This is a genomic window from Paenibacillus sp. FSL R7-0312 (genome assembly GCF_038004445.1).
In the GTDB taxonomy this organism is placed as follows: domain Bacteria; phylum Bacillota; class Bacilli; order Paenibacillales; family Paenibacillaceae; genus Paenibacillus_AQ.
Genome location: NZ_JBBORE010000001.1, coordinates 1,331,007 through 1,352,739 on the forward strand (window position 1 = coordinate 1,331,007; position 21,733 = coordinate 1,352,739).

At 50.2% G+C, this 21,733-nt stretch carries 15 protein-coding genes and 3 rRNA genes; 2 read left to right on the plus strand and 16 right to left on the minus strand.

Annotation, left to right across the window (positions count from 1 at the left end; all coding sequences use genetic code 11):
• Positions 1-30: 30 nt before the first annotated feature.
• From MKX70_RS05685 to MKX70_RS05700, 4 genes are all read right to left on the minus strand, one after another.
• The gene (locus MKX70_RS05685) at positions 31-360 is read right to left on the minus strand and encodes a cyclic-di-AMP receptor (RefSeq protein WP_036723983.1); all 330 of its coding nucleotides are present in this window, start codon (positions 358-360) and stop codon (positions 31-33) included.
• 113 nt (positions 361-473) lie between these two features.
• Positions 474-1,115: a dTMP kinase gene (gene tmk, locus MKX70_RS05690; protein WP_039305713.1), complete on the minus strand. Its 642-nt coding sequence runs from the start codon at positions 1,113-1,115 to the stop codon at positions 474-476.
• On the minus strand, positions 1,116-2,852 hold the full coding sequence (locus MKX70_RS05695; protein ID WP_340839655.1) for an aminotransferase class I/II-fold pyridoxal phosphate-dependent enzyme: 1,737 nt from the start codon (positions 2,850-2,852) through the stop codon (positions 1,116-1,118).
• A 219-nt stretch (positions 2,853-3,071) separates the two neighbouring features.
• Complete coding sequence (locus MKX70_RS05700) at positions 3,072-3,257, minus strand: sigma factor G inhibitor Gin (RefSeq protein WP_042241246.1); 186 nt, start codon at positions 3,255-3,257, stop codon at positions 3,072-3,074.
• Between the two features lie 210 nt (positions 3,258-3,467).
• On the opposite strand from MKX70_RS05700, the gene MKX70_RS05705 reads away from it, so the two are divergent.
• A complete protein-coding gene (locus tag MKX70_RS05705; protein WP_340839656.1) occupies positions 3,468-3,992 on the plus strand; it encodes a hypothetical protein in 525 nt (174 codons plus the stop codon).
• 85 nt (positions 3,993-4,077) lie between these two features.
• Here MKX70_RS05705 and MKX70_RS05710 read toward each other — a convergent pair whose 3' ends face one another.
• From MKX70_RS05710 to gyrA, 6 genes are all read right to left on the minus strand, one after another.
• Positions 4,078-4,491, minus strand: coding sequence for a hypothetical protein (locus MKX70_RS05710; protein ID WP_042231394.1), 414 nt, complete (start codon positions 4,489-4,491; stop codon positions 4,078-4,080).
• A gap of 258 nt (positions 4,492-4,749) precedes the next feature.
• Positions 4,750-4,866: ribosomal RNA gene (gene rrf, locus MKX70_RS05715) — 5S ribosomal RNA — on the minus strand.
• 127 nt (positions 4,867-4,993) lie between these two features.
• Positions 4,994-7,922, minus strand: a 23S ribosomal RNA gene (locus MKX70_RS05720).
• Between the two features lie 386 nt (positions 7,923-8,308).
• Positions 8,309-9,866 (minus strand): 16S ribosomal RNA (locus MKX70_RS05725).
• The 16S, 23S and 5S rRNA genes sit together here, the layout of an rRNA operon.
• Before the next feature lie 376 nt (positions 9,867-10,242).
• Complete coding sequence (locus tag MKX70_RS05730) at positions 10,243-11,343, minus strand: HD-GYP domain-containing protein (RefSeq protein ID WP_042231385.1); 1,101 nt, start codon at positions 11,341-11,343, stop codon at positions 10,243-10,245.
• Positions 11,344-11,492: 149 nt separating this feature from the next.
• Complete coding sequence (gene gyrA, locus MKX70_RS05735; protein WP_042231383.1) at positions 11,493-14,039, minus strand: DNA gyrase subunit A; 2,547 nt, start codon at positions 14,037-14,039, stop codon at positions 11,493-11,495.
• Positions 14,040-14,382: 343 nt separating this feature from the next.
• Between gyrA and MKX70_RS05740 the strand changes: the two genes are divergently transcribed.
• Positions 14,383-15,270, plus strand: a complete 888-nt coding sequence (locus MKX70_RS05740) for a YheC/YheD family protein (RefSeq protein ID WP_042231381.1) — start codon at positions 14,383-14,385, stop codon at positions 15,268-15,270.
• A gap of 90 nt (positions 15,271-15,360) precedes the next feature.
• Here MKX70_RS05740 and gyrB read toward each other — a convergent pair whose 3' ends face one another.
• The 6 genes from gyrB to dnaA all read right to left on the minus strand — a co-directional run bounded on the left by gyrB (position 15,361) and on the right by dnaA (position 21,684).
• Positions 15,361-17,271 carry a DNA topoisomerase (ATP-hydrolyzing) subunit B gene (gene gyrB / locus MKX70_RS05745; RefSeq protein WP_042132667.1) on the minus strand — a complete coding sequence of 637 codons (1,911 nt, stop codon included), beginning with the start codon at positions 17,269-17,271 and terminating at the stop codon, positions 15,361-15,363.
• 46 nt (positions 17,272-17,317) lie between these two features.
• Positions 17,318-17,566 (minus strand): extracellular matrix regulator RemB, encoded by a 249-nt coding sequence (gene remB, locus MKX70_RS05750; RefSeq protein WP_039295738.1) that lies wholly within the window; start codon positions 17,564-17,566, stop codon positions 17,318-17,320.
• A 16-nt stretch (positions 17,567-17,582) separates the two neighbouring features.
• Entirely contained in the window at positions 17,583-18,701 is a 1,119-nt protein-coding gene (recF, locus tag MKX70_RS05755) for a DNA replication/repair protein RecF (RefSeq protein WP_042231378.1), read from the minus strand.
• A gap of 23 nt (positions 18,702-18,724) precedes the next feature.
• Complete coding sequence (yaaA, locus tag MKX70_RS05760) at positions 18,725-18,952, minus strand: S4 domain-containing protein YaaA (protein ID WP_039295744.1); 228 nt, start codon at positions 18,950-18,952, stop codon at positions 18,725-18,727.
• 46 nt (positions 18,953-18,998) lie between these two features.
• Positions 18,999-20,141 (minus strand): DNA polymerase III subunit beta, encoded by a 1,143-nt coding sequence (gene dnaN / locus MKX70_RS05765; RefSeq protein WP_039295747.1) that lies wholly within the window; start codon positions 20,139-20,141, stop codon positions 18,999-19,001.
• Between the two features lie 196 nt (positions 20,142-20,337).
• Positions 20,338-21,684 (minus strand): chromosomal replication initiator protein DnaA, encoded by a 1,347-nt coding sequence (gene dnaA / locus MKX70_RS05770; RefSeq protein WP_340781465.1) that lies wholly within the window; start codon positions 21,682-21,684, stop codon positions 20,338-20,340.
• Between the last annotated feature and the right edge of the window lie 49 nt (positions 21,685-21,733).

Sequence of the window (21,733 nt, forward strand, 5' to 3'; positions counted from 1 at the left end):
CGCCCCTATGGTTTATTGCTATATTATGCGTTAGTAATGCTCGAAACGATCAACCGGAAGGACGAATACTGTAGCTCCGCCTACTTGAACTTCCACGGGAAGAGGCAAATATGAATCTGTCGTACCGCTCATCGGTGTTACAGGTGTGACCAATTGTTCACGTACTTTACAGCTGTTGCGGATTACACTCAGTACTGCATCAACCTGAATATCATCTACCCCAATCAGAAAAGTGGTGTTCCCCGCCCGCAAAAATCCGCCTGTACTGGCCAGCTTGGTTGCACGGAAATTCGCTTTGACTAGTTCACTGGATAGCCGGTTGCTGTCCTTATCTTGGATAATTGCAATGATCAAATTCATCTTCGTTTCCCCTCCTGCATGTTGTGTGATCACAGAGTTCCTCGCAGCTGCGCTAGCCTGCTTCAGGTCTGTGTGTAATCATTATACCTCTATTGTTTATTTGACAAAACCTCTTAGAAATCCTTTAATATCCGGTCTTTCAGTGTCTGTACAATGTCCTGCTCTACCATATGGATCGGGCGGTTGGCATCAAGTACAACAATCCGCTGCGGATCGGAATCCACCACAAGCTGATAACCCGCCTTAACCTTCTGGTGAAATTCAAGGCTCTCCAAATCCAGACGATTGACTTCCCGGTTCTGATTAGCTGCTATCCGAGACAACCCCACCTCAGGATCAACATCAAGATAGAAGGTAAGGTCAGGCATCCTGCCGCCGGTCGCGAACCGGTTAATTCCCCACACTTCCTCGATGCCGAGTCCTCTTGCATAACCCTGATAGACCAGGCTGCTGTCTACAAATCGGTCACATAACACAGTAATCCCCTCCTGCAGTGCAGGCTCGACTACTTCCGCCAGATGCTGGCTTCTTGCTGCCGCGTATAACAGGGCTTCTGTCCGGGCATCCATAGCCGTATGGGCCGGGTCCAGAATAATGGAGCGGATCTTCTCGGCGATTTCAATTCCGCCCGGTTCGCGGGTGATTAAGTAGGGCATGGAATGATTCTGCAGATAAGCCGCTACTCTGCCGAGTACGGTTGTTTTACCGGAGCCGTCGCCTCCCTCCAGAGTAATGAAGAAACCTTCGCGCTTCACTTATACTTCTCCGCCCTTCTGAATGTTGTATACCTTAATATGCTGTAAGGCGGGATCGGCACAGGCCTGAAATTTAGCCCCGCCAGCGCGGAGGCTGCCCAGCCTGCCGCATATGGACTCTGTTATGATCTCTCCGGGATAAAGCAGCGGTATTCCGGGCGGATAGGGAATAACCATTTCGGCCGCCACCCTGCCCGCACTTGCTTCAAGCGTTATACTCTCTGTCTCCCTAGCAGCAACCGGCTTCGTGGAGAACCGGACCGGAGCTGAGATCAGCGATGTGCTGAAATTGTTCCACGTGGAATTTAGGCTGGAAAAGGCTGACATAGCCTCTTCCCCCTTATTGTATGATGCAGCCGCCAGTATGGTCCTGGAGGTGGAATCCGATTGAGACTCTACGATAGGGGCAGAATTAAGGACAAAGCCAGAGCCTGCTGTAGCATCGGAAACAGAAGCAAGGCCGCATCCAGAATCAAAAGCTGACCCCGTGCCGCTCCTCTGCGGCACCCCGCAGGCTGTCTGCGCCGCGATATCCCGCAGCGCCTCCAGCAGCACCGCTGCATCCTCTGCCTTCGAGCCGAGGCTGAAGGCCAGTACCACGTGCCGGTCGTCGCTCATCTCCGGCACGATTCCTCTTTCTTCGAGCCTGCGCTGCAGCTCGAAGCCCCCCAGGACCCCGGCGGCGTCATAAATGACGGCCTTAAAGGTGTCCTGTGTCCCGTACGCCACCCCGTGCTGCGGCGGCGTATCTGTCTCTGCGGCGTCAGCACCGCCGCAGGTGCGCTGCAGCGGCACGGCCGGCTGCAGCAGACCAAAGCGCGGCAGCACAGCCAGGCCGCGCCGCAGGACGTCCACGGCGGCAAGCCCCGCCGTGAAGGCACCGGCGCGCTGGCTGTGCAGCAGCCGCCGGGCCAGATCGAGCGAAGCCATCACGGGGTATGATGGGCTGGAGCTCTGCACCATGGCGAGGCGCTGGCGAAGCAGCGCACGGTCGAGCCATGGCCCTTGCACATGCAGCATGGCGCCCATCGTCAGCGCCGTCAGCATCTTATGCGTGGACTGCACCACGCCGTCCGCGCCCTGGGCAAGCGCCCCGGCTGGCAGCGCCGGGTGCTGCCCGTAATGCGCCCCGTGCGCCTCATCCACCAGTAGCGGAATCCCGCTGTCGTGACAGGCCTGCGCGAGGGGCGCAAGATCGCTGCCCATGCCGTAGTAATTCGGCATAGTAACCAGTACCGCGGCAGCCTCCGGATAAGCCGCCAGTGCAGCCTGGACCGTTTCTACCGCCGGTGCAACCGCAAGCCCGCTGCCTGGATCAATCTGCGGCTCCAAGAAAACGGCCTGTGCCCCGGCCAGCATCAGTCCGTGGATTACAGATTTGTGGACATTGCGCTGCAGGATAAGCAGCATCCCCGGCTCGTAGCAAACGGTCAGAATAAGTGCCAGATTGCCTGATGTGCTGCCGCCTACCAGAAAGAAGCTCTCCTCTGCGCCGAAACAATCCGCCGCCAGCTCCTGAGCCTCCTGAATTACCCCTTCAGGATGATGAAGATCATCCGTTCCGGTAATCTCTGTCGCATCATAGCGCATCACGTCAGCCAGATACCCTGCACCGCCGGTATTCCGGTAAGCTTCGCCATTCTTGTGCCCCGGCACATGATAAGATATATTACCCTTAAGTTTATATTGTTCCAGCATTTCGTATACAGGTGCCCTGCCAGGCTGTAAATTGTTCATTTGTTCTTCCTTCCCTGGGGGTTACCTTCTATTTTAACGCAAATATACCCAAACGCCTATTATTATGCACAAAGTCTTCCTGAAACAACAAAACGGCTCCCACACCAGACCCTGGCGGAGAAACCGTTAGAGAAACCCTTTTATTTGCAGCCAACGCGACACACATCCACCGCCCGCTCTTTATATACTTACTTGTAAATTGTTGCTGCTGCTCTCGGGTTAAGCATTCTTCTGCAGATTGATCTTCTTCATCCGGCCGATGAAGAAACGGTACTTGGCATCTTCCGCCTCTGTACGCACCATCTCACTCTCACAATCCTCACAGATGAAATGCGAGACAATCACAATGCCTTCTTCCTTTACTTGCCCGCAGATGATGCAGGCCTGCCCGGTTTGCTGTTCCATAATCATCCCACCTTGACTCTTTTTAAGATCAGTATGGTACACCTTCTATCATTTTAAACCTTTTCATAGTTTTTTCCTAATCCTTCATAGCCTGAAATATATATATTCGCCTAATGCCCAATCGGTGTATCTGATCCCGGGTTTAATAAATCGCACGGTTAGGCCGATATTAATAACATGAGAACTTGTGAGGAGGTCTGAAATTTCTTTATGGAACCAAACACTAAAGGCGCTGCTACATTCTATCAATACAAGCTTATCAAAAAAATTAATATTTCCGCATCCCTGCTGCGGGTCTATATTGCGCTTCCTTTTGTGTTCCTTGTACTGGAAACAGTTTTCCTATCCTGGCTAAGCATTCTGTTCATGATTATTGCCGGACCCGTAATGCTGTGGATTCAATATGTCATTTCGCGTTCAGTTCTGCTGATCTCCGGACACCCTATCGTAAAACGGTGGAAAATGTCCCTGCACCTGCCCTGGCCCGGTTATATGCCTGATCAATATATCAACTATGGCATCTTCCGCAAAGTACAAATGCATAACCTGTGGATCGGTCTCTGCATCACAGCGCTCTTTATCGTCTGGGCACCGCCTGCATTTACCGCATCTTTAGTAATATGCCATCTATGGCTGCTGCTGCCCCGCCTGTATACCCTTCTGCGGCTGCGCAGCGAAGCGAAAGACGGCATGCTGAAATTTAATCCGTCTGATGCCTCCTATTACGCCCAATAATCTTAAGCAATCATACATACGGGCGCATATTCAACTTGCATCCCACACAAAAAAATTCGCCATCCCTATACGGACGGCGATTTTTTTATTTGCTCTTTAATCCTTTGGTGGTGACTTTCTTTTCCTTCGGGATCATTACAATGAAGTAGCCATCATGCACGGTTAAGTGTACAATAAGTCCTTCCTTCTGAAAAACGCGGGAGCTTCCTGAATCCTCATTACTCTGCTCTTCCCATCCCCATGCCTTGATCTCCTCCAGATAAGGCTCAGGTACACCCTTCTTCTCTTTCAGCCCGGGCAAAGAGTATCTTACATAATCCATGGCCACGTTCGTAGTGGTCCTGTCGGGGGAACTGGCTTCTTTAGGAACGGGAAAGCTTTTCTCATTGAGCGCACCGTCAAAAGTCTCCCAGGCCGGCTCCTTCGCTCCGCAGCCGGCCAGCATAACTCCAACTATACAAAGAATAACTAATATCCATAAAGGTTGGGTTCGCTTCATACCTTAAATCCTCCTTACCTCTACCATGCATCTAAAGACGCAAGAAAATTCAAAGTTAGAATTTATCTGTAGTTCATTCGTATTAAGGCCTCTGCTTAATATTTGCACTTTTCTATTATACTTGGAACTATCGACACGTCGGTAACAAAAATGTCACTTGTTTGTAAGCGTTTTATATATGGTTTCTGCTTATTTGCCCTCTTTTTCTCAATATATATACAAAAAAGCCATTGTCGATTGCTCAACAATGGCTCATGTGCTTGGCGGCGTCCTACTCTCCCAGGACCCTTCGGTCCAAGTACCATCGGCGCTGGAGGGCTTAACGGTCGTGTTCGGGATGGGTACGCGTGGAACCCCTCCGCTATCGCCACCAAACATGCGTCTGTGAAACAGACGCTGCCGCTTGAAATTCGGTTCATCACGGATGTGTGAATGAATTTCATGGCGTACAGGCTTGATCGCCTGAAAACTGAATCCGAAACGAATCTGCGCTCTAAGAAATTTGGATAAGCCCTCGACCGATTAGTATTGGTCAGCTCCGTGCATTGCTGCACTTCCACCTCCAACCTATCTACCTCGTCGTCTTCAAGGGGTCTTACTAGTTGGGAAATCTCATCTTGAGGGGGGCTTCACGCTTAGATGCTTTCAGCGCTTATCCCGTCCGTACGTAGCTACTCAGCCATGCTCCTGGCGGAACAACTGATGCACCAGCGGTACGTCCATCCCGGTCCTCTCGTACTAAGGACAGCTCCTCTCAAATTTCCTGCGCCCACGACAGATAGGGACCGAACTGTCTCACGACGTTCTGAACCCAGCTCGCGTACCGCTTTAATGGGCGAACAGCCCAACCCTTGGGACCTACTTCAGCCCCAGGATGCGATGAGCCGACATCGAGGTGCCAAACCTCCCCGTCGATGTGGACTCTTGGGGGAGATAAGCCTGTTATCCCCAGGGTAGCTTTTATCCGTTGAGCGATGGCCCTTCCATGCGGTACCACCGGATCACTAAGTCCGACTTTCGTCCCTGCTCGACTTGTAGGTCTCGCAGTCAAGCTCCCTTATGCCTTTGCACTCTGCGAATGATTTCCAACCATTCTGAGGGAACCTTTGAACGCCTCCGTTACTCTTTAGGAGGCGACCGCCCCAGTCAAACTGCCCGCCTGACACGGTCCCCGTACCCGCTTAGGGTACTAGGTTAGAACCTAGATACGATCAGGGTGGTATCCCAACGGCGCCTCCGCAGAAGCTTGCGCTCCTGCCTCAACGGCTCCCACCTATCCTGTACAGATCGTACCCAAATTCAATATCAAGCTGCAGTAAAGCTCCATGGGGTCTTTCCGTCTTGTCGCGGGTAACCTGCATCTTCACAGGTATTAAAATTTCACCGGATCTCTCGTTGAGACAGCGCCCAAGTCGTTACGCCATTCGTGCGGGTCAGAATTTACCTGACAAGGAATTTCGCTACCTTAGGACCGTTATAGTTACGGCCGCCGTTTACTGGGGCTTCGGTTCACAGCTTCGGGTTGCCCCTAACCACTCCCCTTAACCTTCCAGCACCGGGCAGGCGTCAGCCCGTATACTTCGCCTTGCGGCTTCGCACAGACCTGTGTTTTTGCTAAACAGTCGCTTGGGCCTTTTCACTGCGGCCCCCTCGGGCTATTCACCCTACCGAGGCACCTCTTCTCCCGAAGTTACGAGGTCATTTTGCCGAGTTCCTTAACGAGAGTTCTTCCGCGCGCCTTAGAATTCTCTTCTCGCCTACCTGTGTCGGTTTGCGGTACGGGCACCTTCTCCTGGCTAGAGGCTTTTCTTGGCAGTGTGAGATCATGACCTTCGCTACTACAATTTTCGCTCCCCATCACAGCCCAGCCTTATTGATGTGCGGATTTGCCTACACATCAGCCTCACTGCTTAGACGGACACATCCATCAGTCCGCGTCACTACCCTCCTGCGTCACCCCATCGCTCATAGCGGATTACGGTGGTACAGTAATTTCAAACTGTTGTCCTTCGACTACGCCTTTCGGCCTCGCCTTAGGTCCCGACTTACCCTGAGCGGACGAGCCTTCCTCAGGAAACCTTGGGCTTTCGGCGGATCAGATTCTCACTGATCTTTTCGTTACTCATACCGGCATTCTCACTTGTATGCTGTCCAGCGCTCCTTACGGTACACCTTCAACCCACATACAACGCTCCCCTACCCCAGATACAAAGTATCTAGCCATAGCTTCGGTGGTGTGTTTAGCCCCGTTACATTTTCGGCGCAGAGTCACTCGACCAGTGAGCTATTACGCACTCTTTCAATGGTGGCTGCTTCTAAGCCAACATCCTGGTTGTCTGTGCAACTCCACATCCTTTCCCACTTAACACACACTTGGGGACCTTAGCTGATGGTCTGGGCTGTTTCCCTTTTGACAATGGATCTTAGCACTCACTGTCTGACTCCCGGCAAGAAGTTAATGGCATTCGGAGTTTGACTGAGCTTGGTAACCCTTGCGGGCCCCGCACCCAATCAGTGCTCTACCTCCACCACTCCATTCACCGAGGCTAGCCCTAAAGCTATTTCGGGGAGAACCAGCTATCTCCGAGTTCGATTGGAATTTCTCCGCTACCCCCACCTCATCCCCGCATTTTTCAACATGCGTGGGTTCGGGCCTCCAGTGCGTGTTACCGCACCTTCACCCTGGACAGGGGTAGATCACACGGTTTCGGGTCTACGTCCACATACTCATTCGCCCTATTCAGACTCGCTTTCGCTGCGGCTCCGTCTTCTCGACTTAACCTTGCATGTTAAACGTAACTCGCCGGTTCATTCTACAAAAGGCACGCCATCACCCAGTAATAGGGCTCTGACTTTTTGTAAGCACACGGTTTCAGGTTCTATTTCACTCCCCTTCCGGGGTGCTTTTCACCTTTCCCTCACGGTACTGTTTCACTATCGGTCGCCAGGTAGTATTTAGCCTTAGCAGATGGTCCTGCTGGATTCATACGGGGTTTCACGTGCCCCGCACTACTCGGGATCCGTCTCGGAGAGAACACAGTTTAGGCTACAGGGCTTTTACCTCTATCGCGGGCCTTTCCAGACCTCTTCACCTACCATATTCCTTTGTAACTCCATGTGAGACGTCCCACAACCCCAAGAGGCAAGCCCCTTGGTTTAGGCTGTTCCGCGTTCGCTCGCCGCTACTGACGGAATCACTATTGTTTTCTCTTCCTCAGGGTACTTAGATGTTTCAGTTCCCCTGGTCTGCCTCTGCGTATCCTATGTATTCAGATACGAGTAACTGCGAATTACCACAGCTGGGTTTCCCCATTCGGACACCCCCGGATCAAAGCTTGCTTACAGCTCCCCGAGGCAGTTTCGTTGTTCGCCACGTCCTTCGTCGGCTCCTGGCGCCTAGGCATCCTCCGTGTGCTCTTATTAGCTTAACCGTCACTCCGGTGTTTCGCTTGCTTGCTCATCTTGTTTTGAATACTGCTCATGGATTGCTCCATTCACCAACACATTCAAAGCCAAAGGTCGCTGCACAATCGAAAACCTTCGTTCTGCACTAATAACTATTTCAACTTGCTTACACAAGTTTCAGCTAAAAGATGTTCTAAAACGCAAATTCGTTTCGGTATCCAGTTTTCAAGGATCAAGGTGCTGAAATTTCGGGACAATCACGACTGTGATGTTCGAAAATTCAGACAGTTTAAAGATGAGAGCTTAAACTCTCAAAACTGACCAACGAGTGAGTGTTTGAACCCTAAGGTTCGTTGTGGAAGCTTTAGCTTCCGATTTGAATGTCACCGCTTCCGGCAACGATTCTCCATAGAAAGGAGGTGATCCAGCCGCACCTTCCGATACGGCTACCTTGTTACGACTTCACCCCAATCATCTACCCCACCTTCGGCGGCTGGCTCCCTTGCGGGTTACCCCACCGACTTCGGGTGTTGTAAACTCTCGTGGTGTGACGGGCGGTGTGTACAAGACCCGGGAACGTATTCACCGCGGCATGCTGATCCGCGATTACTAGCAATTCCGACTTCATGCAGGCGAGTTGCAGCCTGCAATCCGAACTGAGACCGGCTTTGCTGGGATTGGCTCCACCTCGCGGTTTCGCTTCCCGTTGTACCGGCCATTGTAGTACGTGTGTAGCCCAGGTCATAAGGGGCATGATGATTTGACGTCATCCCCACCTTCCTCCGGTTTGTCACCGGCAGTCACTCTAGAGTGCCCAGCCTTACCTGCTGGCAACTAAAGTCAAGGGTTGCGCTCGTTGCGGGACTTAACCCAACATCTCACGACACGAGCTGACGACAACCATGCACCACCTGTCTCCGATGCTCCGAAGAGGGGCACTATCTCTAATGCTTTCATCGGGATGTCAAGACCTGGTAAGGTTCTTCGCGTTGCTTCGAATTAAACCACATACTCCACTGCTTGTGCGGGTCCCCGTCAATTCCTTTGAGTTTCAGTCTTGCGACCGTACTCCCCAGGCGGAGTGCTTACTGTGTTAACTTCGGCACCAAGGGTATCGAAACCCCTAACACCTAGCACTCATCGTTTACGGCGTGGACTACCAGGGTATCTAATCCTGTTTGCTCCCCACGCTTTCGCGCCTCAGCGTCAGTTACAGCCCAGAAAGTCGCCTTCGCCACTGGTGTTCCTCCACATATCTACGCATTTCACCGCTACACGTGGAATTCCACTTTCCTCTTCTGTACTCAAGTCACCCAGTTTCCAGTGCGACCCCAGGTTGAGCCCAAGGTTTAAACACCAGACTTAAATGACCGCCTGCGCGCGCTTTACGCCCAATAATTCCGGACAACGCTTGCCCCCTACGTATTACCGCGGCTGCTGGCACGTAGTTAGCCGGGGCTTTCTTCTCAGGTACCGTCACTCCGGTAGCAGTTACTCTACCGGACGTTCTTCCCTGGCAACAGAGCTTTACGATCCGAAAACCTTCATCACTCACGCGGCATTGCTCCGTCAGGCTTTCGCCCATTGCGGAAGATTCCCTACTGCTGCCTCCCGTAGGAGTCTGGGCCGTGTCTCAGTCCCAGTGTGGCCGTTCACCCTCTCAGGTCGGCTACGCATCGTCGCCTTGGTGAGCCATTACCCCACCAACTAGCTAATGCGCCGCAGGCCCATCCCCAAGTGGCAGATTGCTCCGCCTTTCATTCTCTCTTCAGGAGAGGAAAGAAATTATCCGGTATTAGCTACCGTTTCCGGTAGTTATCCCAGTCTTGAGGGCAGGTTGCCTACGTGTTACTCACCCGTCCGCCGCTAAGTTCATTTGAAAGCAAGCTTTCAAATGAACTCCGCTCGACTTGCATGTATTAGGCATGCCGCCAGCGTTCGTCCTGAGCCAGGATCAAACTCTCCAAATTGGTTTTAGAAAGAGCGATTGCTCATTTTGAAACATCTGACGAGAATTTTCATTCTCTTTTTTGGATCTCGCCGAAGCGATCTCCCACTCACTCGTTGTTCAGTTTTCAAAGATCAAGCTCGTTGTCAGCGACGACTACCGCGTCACCAGCAACTCTTATAATATATCACATCCAACCGATCAATGCAAGCTCTTTTTTTCAACTTCTTTTCGAGCTCGGCGTTGATGTTTCGCGGCCAGAAATAGAATATATCATGTATAGATTCTTTTTGCAAGCAGTATTTTGAAATCAAATTTAAAAGCTATGCTCCTTATAAACGCCCGGCCACAGCCAGCCACAGATGACATAGCTTCTGTAAATCATACCCGCTTACCACCTAAGCGATAATCTCCTGAATATGCAGCTCCCGTTCATTGACCAGATTCACGATCTTGCCCTCTACCTGAACCATTGGTCTTGTGGGATTAGTGCGATCCGTGAAGATGATTTCTCCGTGACGCCCGTCGCTGAGCCGTATCCGTGTTCCATTATACAGATCCGTTGTTTTTTGAATGAAGGTTTGTACAATAACCGGGTCGAGCTTCCCGAAGCTCTCCTTCTGAATCTGCTCCAGTACCAGATAAGGCGACTGAGCCTTTCTGTAGGCTTTTTCAAGCGTCATGGCATGGAAGATATCAGCTACTGCAACAATCTTGGCATAGAAGTGAATCTGAGTGCCTTCCAGCTTAAGCGGATAACCGGAACCGTCGATCTTCTCATGATGCTGCAGGGCGGCTAATCTGACGCCTTCGTTGATTGCTGTAACATTACGCAGCAGCTGGTAGCCATAAGTGGTATGCCTGCGTACTTCTTCTATCTCCGCGCCCGTCAGGGGAGTCGGTTTGTGTAGCAAAGTCTCATCTACCTTAATGTTACCTATATCATGAAGCAAGCCGGCAAAGGCAGCCTGCATCCAATCCTTTTGCGGATATCCGCACCACTGGGCAATTTTATATGAAGTTAAGGCAGACAATACAGCGTTATGATAATTATACTCCTGGTCAAACAGGACACGCGGTGCAAACTTCAGGACATGATAATCCTTCAAATGGCTGATCAGCAGCTCCAGTTGGCTCCGCAATTCAAAAATCGGAAGTACCGCTGCGGTTGCTGCACGATAGCTCTGCTTAATAAGCACCAGCATTTTCTCATACTCATCATGAAGCGGAGAATTACTTTTGGCCAGTACGGATTCATTGATCAGTGCACCTGTTTTGGCAGTCTGCTGCTTTGCTGGCGGCTTGGAGACTTCTGGCGCTTTGTCCTCTCCCTGAACTCCCTCAATTTCAACTTGTCCTATCAAAAAAGCTTGGAGAATCTCAATATCCCGCGGAAGTATGATCTTGCCTTTACCGAATAACACTCCTCCCAAAGGAGTTATTACATCCTTAATAATCTTTGATCCCGCCTTGATCTCTCCAACGGATATATTTGGCATAAATTCAGCCCCTTTATTTCTCTGACACCTCTAGTTCTCTAATTATAGTATGGAACCCGGCAAGCGGCTAGATAGAGGATTCCCATTCTACAAAATTAAAAAAAGCATGAGCTTCTATAATCAGAAACTCATGCTTTCGCTGCAAAGGATTATTCGATGCTATCGTCTTCGTTCCCGGTATCAGTTTCCGCTTCAGGCTCGCTGATTTCGCCATCGCCTTCCACTACTGCACCTTGAATTTCTTCGCCGTCCTCTTGCTCAGACAAGTCATCTTCCTCTTTATCCGCTCTGCAGAGCGTAGCCACTGCATCATCTTCACGGATGTTAATCAGCTTAACGCCCTGTGCGTACCGGCCCATGGTAGAAATTCCATCCATACTGGTCCGGATCAGGGTACCGCTGGTCGTGATAATCATCAGGTCCTCATCTGTCTTGACAACCTTCAGCCCGACTACCGGACCGTTCTTATCGGTAAGGTTAATGGTCTTGATGCCTTTACCCCCGCGTGTCTGGGAACGATAGTCGCCGGCAGGCGTACGTTTACCATAACCCTTGGTTGTTACGATCAGCACTTCAAGATCCTTATCTACGCAGTCCATACCAATGACATGGTCATTGTCATCCAGCGTGATCCCTTTAACCCCTGTAGCACTACGGCCCATGGAACGGACATCGCTCTCCGAGAAAGTAATCGACATTCCGCGTGCCGTACCGATAATCAGATTCTGCTCTCCATCTGTCAGCTTCACTTCGATCAGTGAATCTTCCTCACGCAGATTGATCGCTATCAGACCGCCCTTGCGGATGTTGTTGTAGTCTTCCAGAGGCGTCTTCTTCACGATTCCCTCACGGGTAGCGAAGAACAGGTATTTGTCGCTGTCCGCTTCCTCTACCTGGATTACCGCACTAATCTTCTCGCCCTGCTCAATCTGGATCAGGTTGATGATCGGCGTTCCCCGGGCGGTACGTCCGAGCTCCGGAATCTCATAAGCCTTAATCCGGTACACTTTACCCTTGTCGGTGAAGAACATCAGGTAATTGTGGGAGTTACTCACGAAGAGATGCTCCACAAAGTCCTGGTCCTTGGTGTCCATCCCGATCACCCCGCGGCCGCCGCGCTTCTGGCTGCGGTAAGTGCTGACCGGAAGACGTTTGATGTAACCGGTATGTGTAATCGTGATTACAACCTCTTCACGCGGAATCAGATCCTCATCGAGAATACTCTCTTCCCCAACCGTAATTTCCGTACGGCGGTCATCCGAGTACTTATCACGAATCTCCTGCAGCTCATTGCTGATAATCTCCAGTACGAGATGCTCGTTAGCCAGAATCTCCTTGTATTCAGTGATTTTGGCGAGCAGTTCGTTATATTCATTCTCGATCTTCTCACGTTCCAGACCGGTAAGGCGCTGCATCCGCATATCTAGGATCGCTTGCGCCTGCTCCACGCTTAGACTGAAGGTCTCCATCAAGCCTTCACGGGCAATATCTGTTGTCCGTGAAGCACGGATAAGAGCAATAACCTCATCCAGATGATCGAGGGCAACACGCAGCCCTTCCAGAATATGCGCCCGGGCTTCCGCCTTCTTCAGGTCAAACACGGTCCGGCGGCGGATAACTTCGATCTGATGCTGCAAATAATGATACAGCACATCACGCAGGTTCAGAATCTTCGGTTCATTATTGACAATAGCCAGCATGTTGATCCCGAAGGTAGACTGCATGGAGGTATGTTTGTAGAGGTTGTTGAGCACGACGCTAGGATTCACATCACGTCTCATTTCAACGACTACACGCATTCCGTTACGGTCAGATTCATCACGCAGATCCGTAATGCCTTCGATACGTTTCTCACGCACCAATTCAGCAATCTTCTCAACCAGTCTGGCTTTGTTGACCTGGTAAGGAAGCTCGTGCACAATAATCCGCGCTTTACCGTTATTCTCTTCAATCGTCGCTTTGGCACGCATAGTAACCGACCCGCGTCCAGTGCGGTAAGCCTGACGGATACCTTCACGGCCCAAAATATAACCAGCCGTTGGGAAATCCGGACCTTGAATATATTCCATAAGCTCCATAGGCGTAATCTCAGGATTCTTGATCATTGCCTGCACACCATCAATGACCTCGCCCAGATTGTGCGGAGGAATATTGGTAGCCATACCGACCGCAATCCCCGAAACCCCGTTCACAAGCAGGTTAGGGTAACGCGCCGGCAATACTACAGGCTCATGCTCTTCACCGTCATAGTTGGGAGCGAAATCAACCGTTTCTTTGTTCAGATCGCGGAGCATTTCTCCCGCAATTTTGGACAGCCTCGCTTCGGTATAACGCATCGCAGCTGCCATATCTCCGTCAATAGAGCCGAAGTTTCCGTGGCCGTCTACGAGCATATAGCGCATGGAGAAATCCTGTGCCATACGTACCATTGTTTCATAAACCGCCGAGTCACCGTGAGGGTGGTACTTACCGATAACCTCACCGACGATTCTCGCTGATTTCTTGTGAGGTTTATCCGAGGACATTCCAAGTTCCGACATCGCAAACAAAATGCGTCGGTGAACAGGCTTAAGTCCGTCCCGCACATCCGGCAAAGCCCGGCTTACAATGATGCTCATTGCGTAATCCATAAAGGATTCGCGCATTTCCACGCCAATGTCCCGATCCCTGATTTGCGGGTTATTTTGTTCAGCCATGAGTTGGTGGACCTCCTTCAGTTAAAAACCGCTACCCTTTATTATATTACTTTCACAAAAGCAGCACAATTAAACATGATAGCCTTTTATCTTCTATATTGATTTTCTTTTAGTACGGATAAGGATATACGCCCTTTCCGCTGGTGTCTTCAGTACATAGACTGTAAAGACTAGAAGAATGGCTCTATGACCCTGATTTCGTCCAAAAAAGCATAACCCCATATCCTTATATTATAACATTGTTTAGTTAGATTGTCCTGAAAATTCGCCACAGATGAACAAACGGATATACGTTCATCTGTGGCGAAACCGGCAACCGCACAACTACCCAAGGAGGCAGAAAATGAGGATTCAGCGCGTGTCCAGCAAGTGGGCAAAAACGAAAGTCATTCTTCAGAACCGCCTGCTCTCGGTCTTCATTCCGGAAACACGTAAATACGCCCTGGAAGATTTGAAAGAGCTGCTGGGTCTGTACGGAACGGTATATATCAAACCGGACCGCGGCACCTACGGCAGCGGAGTCATGAGAGCTGAACAGCGGGTAGTTCATTTAAGCCCAAGCGAGCAGCAGCCGGATTTAAGCCAACCGGAAACAGAACCTTTAACATGTGAAGCGGAAGCACCAGCAGAACCCAAGCTGATGTATATTCTGAGATACGCCAAGGATGCAGAAATCTTCAATACACCGGAAGAGCTTCATGCTGCCCTATTGCCGCGGATTAAGGGACGTTCTTATCTCGTTCAGCAAGGCATTGATTTGCTTCAGCATCAGGACCGGCCATTTGACCTACGGGTATTGACCCAGAAGAATCTTCAGGGATCCTGGGAGACTACAGGCATGCTCGGGCGGGTGGCTGCGCCGCAAAAGGTGGTCACCAACTATCACAATGGAGGCAGCATTTTTTCGGTAGATGCCCTGTTCAAAGAACATATGACGCCTGAAGAAATGACGGCAACCATCCAGCAGTTGAAATCACTGGGGGTTAGAATCGGGTCCCAGCTGGAAACTGCCTATCCGGGCCTCAAAGAAATCGGACTGGATGTGGCGATGGATCAGCATCATGATCTATGGCTGCTTGAAGTTAATACGCTGCCTTCGATCATCGTCTTCAAAATGTTTCCGAACAAAGCCATTTACCGCAGAATCCACCGCTATGCTGTTGCCTATGGACGTTTGAAACGCACCCACCCGTCCCCAACCTACCGCCGCAGACGAACACTCAAGCATTAAAGTTACGCCAAAAAACTCTCTCCCTGCATTAAAAAACCTCCGGTCCCCCCTATAAGGGAGAAAACCGGAGGTTCGTTATACAGCTTACGCTTAAATGTCGAGATTTTTGACCGATTGGGCATGCTCCTGAATGAATTCACGGCGCGGCTCAACGTTGTCACCCATCAGTGTATCGAAAATGCTGTCAGCCAGCATCGCATCCTCAATCGTTACCTGCAGCATCGTGCGGCTCTCAGGATCCATTGTAGTATCCCAGAGCTGTGCAGCATTCATCTCACCCAGACCTTTGTAGCGCTGAACGTTTACTTTGACGTTCTCACCAAAGCCGGCAATGATCTCATCGCGTTCCTTCTCGGTCTGCGCATAGCGGATGACTTTGTTGCGTTCGATCTTGAACAACGGAGGCTGGGCGATATAGATATATCCGGCATCGACAATCTTCCGCATGTAGCGGTAGAAGAACGTCAGCAGCAATGTTCTGATGTGGGCACCGTCGACGTCCGCATCGGTCATAATTACAACCTTGTGGTAACGTGCTTTGGACAGATCGAAATCATCGCTGATGCTAGTCCCAAGAGCGGTAATAATCGCCCGGATTTCCGCATTGGACAAGATCCGGTCGAGCCGGGCTTTCTCTACGTTCAGAATCTTACCGCGCAGCGGCAGGATCGCTTGGAAATGACGGTCACGGCCTTGCTTGGCCGATCCGCCCGCAGAGTCACCTTCGACGATGTACAGCTCACTGATCGACGCATCCTTGGAGGAGCAGTCAGCCAGCTTGCCCGGAAGGGCGCTGACTTCTAGGGCACTCTTACGGCGGGTCAGCTCACGGGCCTTGCGGGCCGCTTCACGGGCACGGGAAGCCTGCAGCGACTTCTCCAGCACCTTGCGTGAGACAGCAGGATTCTCTTCCAGGAACTCCTGCAGCTTCTCGCCGAACAGAGATTCGACGATCCCGCGGACTTCACTGTTCCCCAGCTTGGTCTTGGTTTGGCCTTCAAACTGCGGCTCAGGAATTTTGACGGAAATAATCGCCGTCAGACCTTCACGGACATCATCTCCGGTAAGATTCTGGCTGCTGTCCTTGATCACGCCTGCCTTGCGGGCATAATCATTGATAATCCGCGTCAAAGCACTCTTGAAGCCGGATTCATGCGTTCCGCCCTCATGGGTGTTGATATTGTTGGCGAAGGAATAGATGTTCTCTGTATAAGAATCGTTATATTGGAGAGCCACTTCAACAGCGATCATATCCCGTGAGCCTTCCACGTAGATCGGGTCATCATGCAGGGCTTCTTTTTTCTCGTTGAGATACTTCACATACTCCACAATACCGCCGTCATACTTGAACGTATTGGAGACTCCGGTCCGTTCATCCAGCAGAGACAGCTCAATGCCCTTGTTCAGGAAGGCAAGCTCGCGGATGCGGGTAAGCAGAGTGGAATATTCAAACACAGTGGTCTCGGTAAAGATCTCCGGATCCGGATGGAAGGTTGTTGTTGTCCCTGTCTCCTCGGTATCACCGATTACCTTGATATCATATTGCGGCGCACCGCGTCTGTATTCCTGCTGGTAGACATGTCCGTCACGTTTGACCGTTACAACTACCTTCTCGGACAGTGCGTTAACTACCGAGATCCCCACACCGTGAAGACCGCCGGAAACCTTGTAACCCCCGCCGCCAAATTTACCGCCTGCATGCAGGACAGTCATAACGACTTCAAGCGTGGATTTCTTCAGCTTTACGTTCTCGCCGACAGGTATTCCCCGGCCGTTATCAATAACAGTCACACTGTTATCTTCATGAATTTTCACTTGAATCCGGTCGCAAAAACCTGCCAGCGCCTCATCGATACTATTATCGACAACCTCCCAGACCAAATGATGCAGACCTTTGGCGCTAGTGGAGCCAATGTACATGCCGGGACGTTTCCGAACCGCTTCCAGCCCTTCCAGTACCTGAATCTGGCTCTCATCATATGTCGGTTGATTCATTGACATGCCTTCACCTACTTCTTTCAGATTATCTCCTGTAACTACCGAAACATTATATTTCTAACAAGATTTTGGCTCTTTTTTTGAGAGTGGAGGAGGAGATAGGGGAGTAGTAGACAGTATTCTTGGTGACGACAATAGACTTCGCTTCCTCTTCACCAATGCGCTCCAGCTTCTTATCCTGCTGGGAATGAGTCATAAATTGCTTCGACACCTTGGAGGACTTCTCAATCGATATATCAAATATAGCAATTAACTCTGAGGATCGAATAATTTTCTCTCCACCCAAATGAATATACATGGTCTTCCTCCGCTCTTTATAGCTCCACTGTGCCGCCGTGCACATGATACAGGCTTGCGCCTTTTAATTTATCGGCATTCAGTCCCTCTACACCGGTGGCGGTGATGAAGGTCTGTACCTTGCTTTGAAATGTTTCGATAAGCTGGGTCTGACGATAGGGATCAAGTTCGGACAAAACATCATCAAGAAGCAGCACAGGATACTCTCCGATCTCCTCATGGATCAGTTCAATTTCCGCCAGCTTGAGCGATAAAGCTGCCGTACGTTGCTGTCCCTGGGAACCGTAGACCTGAGCTTCTCTTCCGTTGATAAAAAAGGACAGGTCATCCCTATGGGGACCCGTCAGCGTCATGCCGCGCCTGATTTCCTGATCTCTTGTTTGTGATAACTTTAACATAAATTTGTCCAATAAGACAGCTTCATCTTCCTCTTCGCGCTCACCGAAAGAGGGGACATAGAGCAGTTTGAGCTCTTCTCCGCCGTTTGTAATGCCGCGATGGATGCTTTCTGCCCATATCTGCAGCTTCTTTATGAATTGTTTCCTTTTTTTGACGATTTTAACACCATGCTCTATAAGTTGCGCATCCCATATCTCCAGAAGCTCCTTGCCGGCAGCTTCTTTTCCCCATAGCTGCTTCAGCAGATTCCCTCTTTGGAGCAGCACCTTCTGGTATTGCTGCAGATGAAACAGGTAGCTGGGCTGGACCTGTCCAATCTCCATGTCAAGGAACCGGCGCCTGATGCCCGGGGTGCCTTTGACAATCTCGAGATCCTCCGGAGCAAACATCACCACATTCAGTGAACCTACGAATTCACTAAGCCGGCGCTGCTCCAGTCCGTTAATTCTGGCTTTTTTGCCTTGGGGTGACAGGGTAAGCTCCAGTTTAAGATCACCGTATTTGCGCTCCACTTCGGCCACAATCTGTGCGGAACCTGCAGGAGCATCGAAGGATATGAGTTCCTTGTCCTTGGAGGTACGGTGGCTTTTGGTCATCGCCAGGACGAACAAAGCCTCCATGAGATTTGTTTTGCCTTGGGCGTTCTGACCGAGAATGAGGTTTACATCGCCCAGGCTCGTAAGGCGCAGCAGCCCATAGTTGCGGTAATACTGCAGACCGATATTTTTGACAAACAAGACCCTGTGCCTCCTTGGGTGTACTACTCTTTGACTCCGCCGCCTTCAACCTCGAATACGCCGTTATCCTGTACCTCTATCTTATCACCCGGGTAGAGCTTTCTGCCACGCCGTTCTTCTTTCTCCCCGTTCACTTGTACGTGCCCTTCCTGCAGCAGCGCTTTGGCCATACCACCTGTGGATACACAATCTGCCAGCTTCAAAAACTGGTCCAGCTTGATATATCCACTGTGGATAACTATTTTTTTCATCTTTTTTGTCCTTTCCACCACTTATCCACAGGCCATGGACAGGGCATTAATTGGTTGTGCGGTAAGGCAGAATGACGTACAGGCTGCGGCTCTCGTCGAGCGGTCTGAGAATAATCGGACTCATCATGCCGGTGAAGGCAATCACGAGCTGCTCACTCTCCACAACCTTCAGCACATCGAGCATATATTTGGAGTTGAAGGAGATCCGCAAAGGCTCACCTTTGAAATCAATTACTTCAAGTTCTTCCCGGACCTTACCCAGCTCTGATGAGCTGGAAGAAATCTCTACGTCGCCATTCTCAAGAGTCTGCATCCGGACAATGTTCGTTTTTTCTTCACGGGATAGCAAATAAGCGCGGTCAATCGATTCGCTGAGTTTTTTTGTATCAAGAGTTAGTTCTGTTTTGTAGGTGGTTGGAATAATTCTAGAAGTATCCGGATAAATGCCGTCCAGGATCCGCGAATAGAACAGCACTTTGTCGATTTTGAAGAGGACCTGGTTATCCGCAACGACAATATCCACCAGCATATTCTGATCCGGGATAATTTTGCTGAGCTCGTTCAACGTTTTGCCGGCAATAACAATATTCGCAAACTGAACATTCTCTGTACCTTCCAGATGTGCTGCTCTTGTTGCCAGACGGTGGCGGTCGGTAGCCGTGAACTTGAACTCGTTATCGGCAAGATTCCAGAGAATACCCGTCAGAATTGGTGTTGTCTCTTGGGTAGAGATGGAGAACGCGGTTTGTTTAATCATATTCTTCAGCAAATCGCCTGGCATTGAGATGGTTTCATTCTCCTCAATGCTTGGCAGAACAGGGAATTCTTCAGGGTCCAGGCCAACAATCTGAATCTCCGTAGATCCGGAAGAGATATAGGTTTGAAAGCCCTCTTTGACTTCCATGTGAATTTCTTTGGAGGGAAGCTTCTTGATGATCTCGACAAAGAACTTGGCTGGAAGCACTACGCTGCCGGGCTGTTCCACTTTTACGATCGTATGGCTGTCATTCTCGGCAGGGATGAAGGATTGAATTGAGATATCCGTGTCGCTTGCCGTCAATGTTACTCCCTGGTGGCTAACCTCAAGCTTTATTCCAGTCAAAATAGGGATGGTTGTTCTGCTCGAGATCGCCTTGGAGACATGGCCTATAGATTCGTTGAGTTCATTTTTGAGAATGCTGATTTTCATGATTTCACTCCTAGCTGAAAAATTGGGAAATGGGTGTACGTTTGACCTCTTTGAATCCTGCTCTTAGAAGATGAATTATTATAGTTATTTAATAGTATTAGTAGTAGGGGCTCCGTTTATGTGGATAAGTCGCTAAACAGCATAAAATTAAGCCTACCCACATGTGTATAGATTGTGTATAGGCTCTTTGTTCCTCTTAGGAAGGATTTTTAATTTTCTCCGCAAGATTATTTACCACTTTATAGAGCTCCTGGTCCACCTTTAATTGCTGCGTAATCTTCTCATGGGCATGGATAACTGTCGTATGATCGCGCCCTCCGAAGGCTTCACCGATCTTGGGAAGCGAATAATCCGTTAATTCACGTGAGAGATACATGGCAATCTGCCTTGGAAAAGCAACAGCCTTCGTGCGTTTCCGTGCTTTGAAATCCTCCATGCGCAAATTGTAGTATTCGCCGACTTTTTGCTGAATATCATTCATGGTGATCATCTTCGGCCGGCTGGAGGGAATGATATCCTTCAGCGCTTCAGCTGCCAGATGCGTATTCACATCCTGATTTGTCAGTGATGAATAGGCTACAACGCGGATCAGTGCACCTTCCAGCTCGCGGATATTTGTGTCGATCTGATTAGCGATGTACATCATCGCTTCGTTAGGGATATCCAGGTTCTCCGCCTTGGCCTTCTTACGGAGAATCGCAATCCGTGTCTCCAGATCAGGAGGCTGAATATCGGTGATCAATCCCCATTCAAACCGGGATCGCAGCCGTTCTTCCAGTGTGGGAATCTCCTTGGGAGGCCGGTCGCTTGAGATGATAATTTGCTTGCGTTCTTCATGAAGAGCATTGAACGTATGGAAAAATTCCTCCTGCGTTGACTCTTTGCCGGCCAGGAATTGAATATCGTCAATCAGCAAAATGTCAACACTGCGGTATTTGTTACGGAAGCTTTCGCCGCGGTTGTCACGGATGGAGTTGATGAATTCATTCGTAAACTTCTCGGACGAGATGTAGATAACCTTATTGTTGGGGTTATGCTCCAGCACATAGTGCCCGATGGCATGCATCAAGTGAGTCTTCCCGAGACCCACGCCTCCGTACAAAAACAAAGGATTGTAAGCTTTGGCGGGCGCTTCGGCTACAGCCAGTGAGGCTGCATGCGCAAAACGGTTGCCCGAACCGATCACGAACGTATCAAAAGTGTATTTGGGATTGAGCAAATGCGTCTGTGCTTCTTCGCGTGAAACTGCGGGAGTGGTCGCCATTTGTTGAACTATTGGCTCAGAGGGTTTGTTCTCTTCAATTACAAATTTGACGTCAACCTGTTGTCCGGTGACCTCATAAACCGTTGCTCCTACCAGTTTGGTGTAGCGACTTTCCAGCCATTCTACGGCAAAAGTTGTAGGCGCCGAGATAATAAGAGCCTGGTGGCTAAACGTTAAGGCCTTGGTAGCCTTAAACCAGGTGTCAAAGCTCGGCTTGCTTAGTTTGGTTTGAATAATCGATAAAATTTGCTGCCATAATTCGGAAGTATGGCTGTCCACAGACTGTCACTCCTTTAAATCTTCCAAATGTGGCATCAGCCATGAAGTG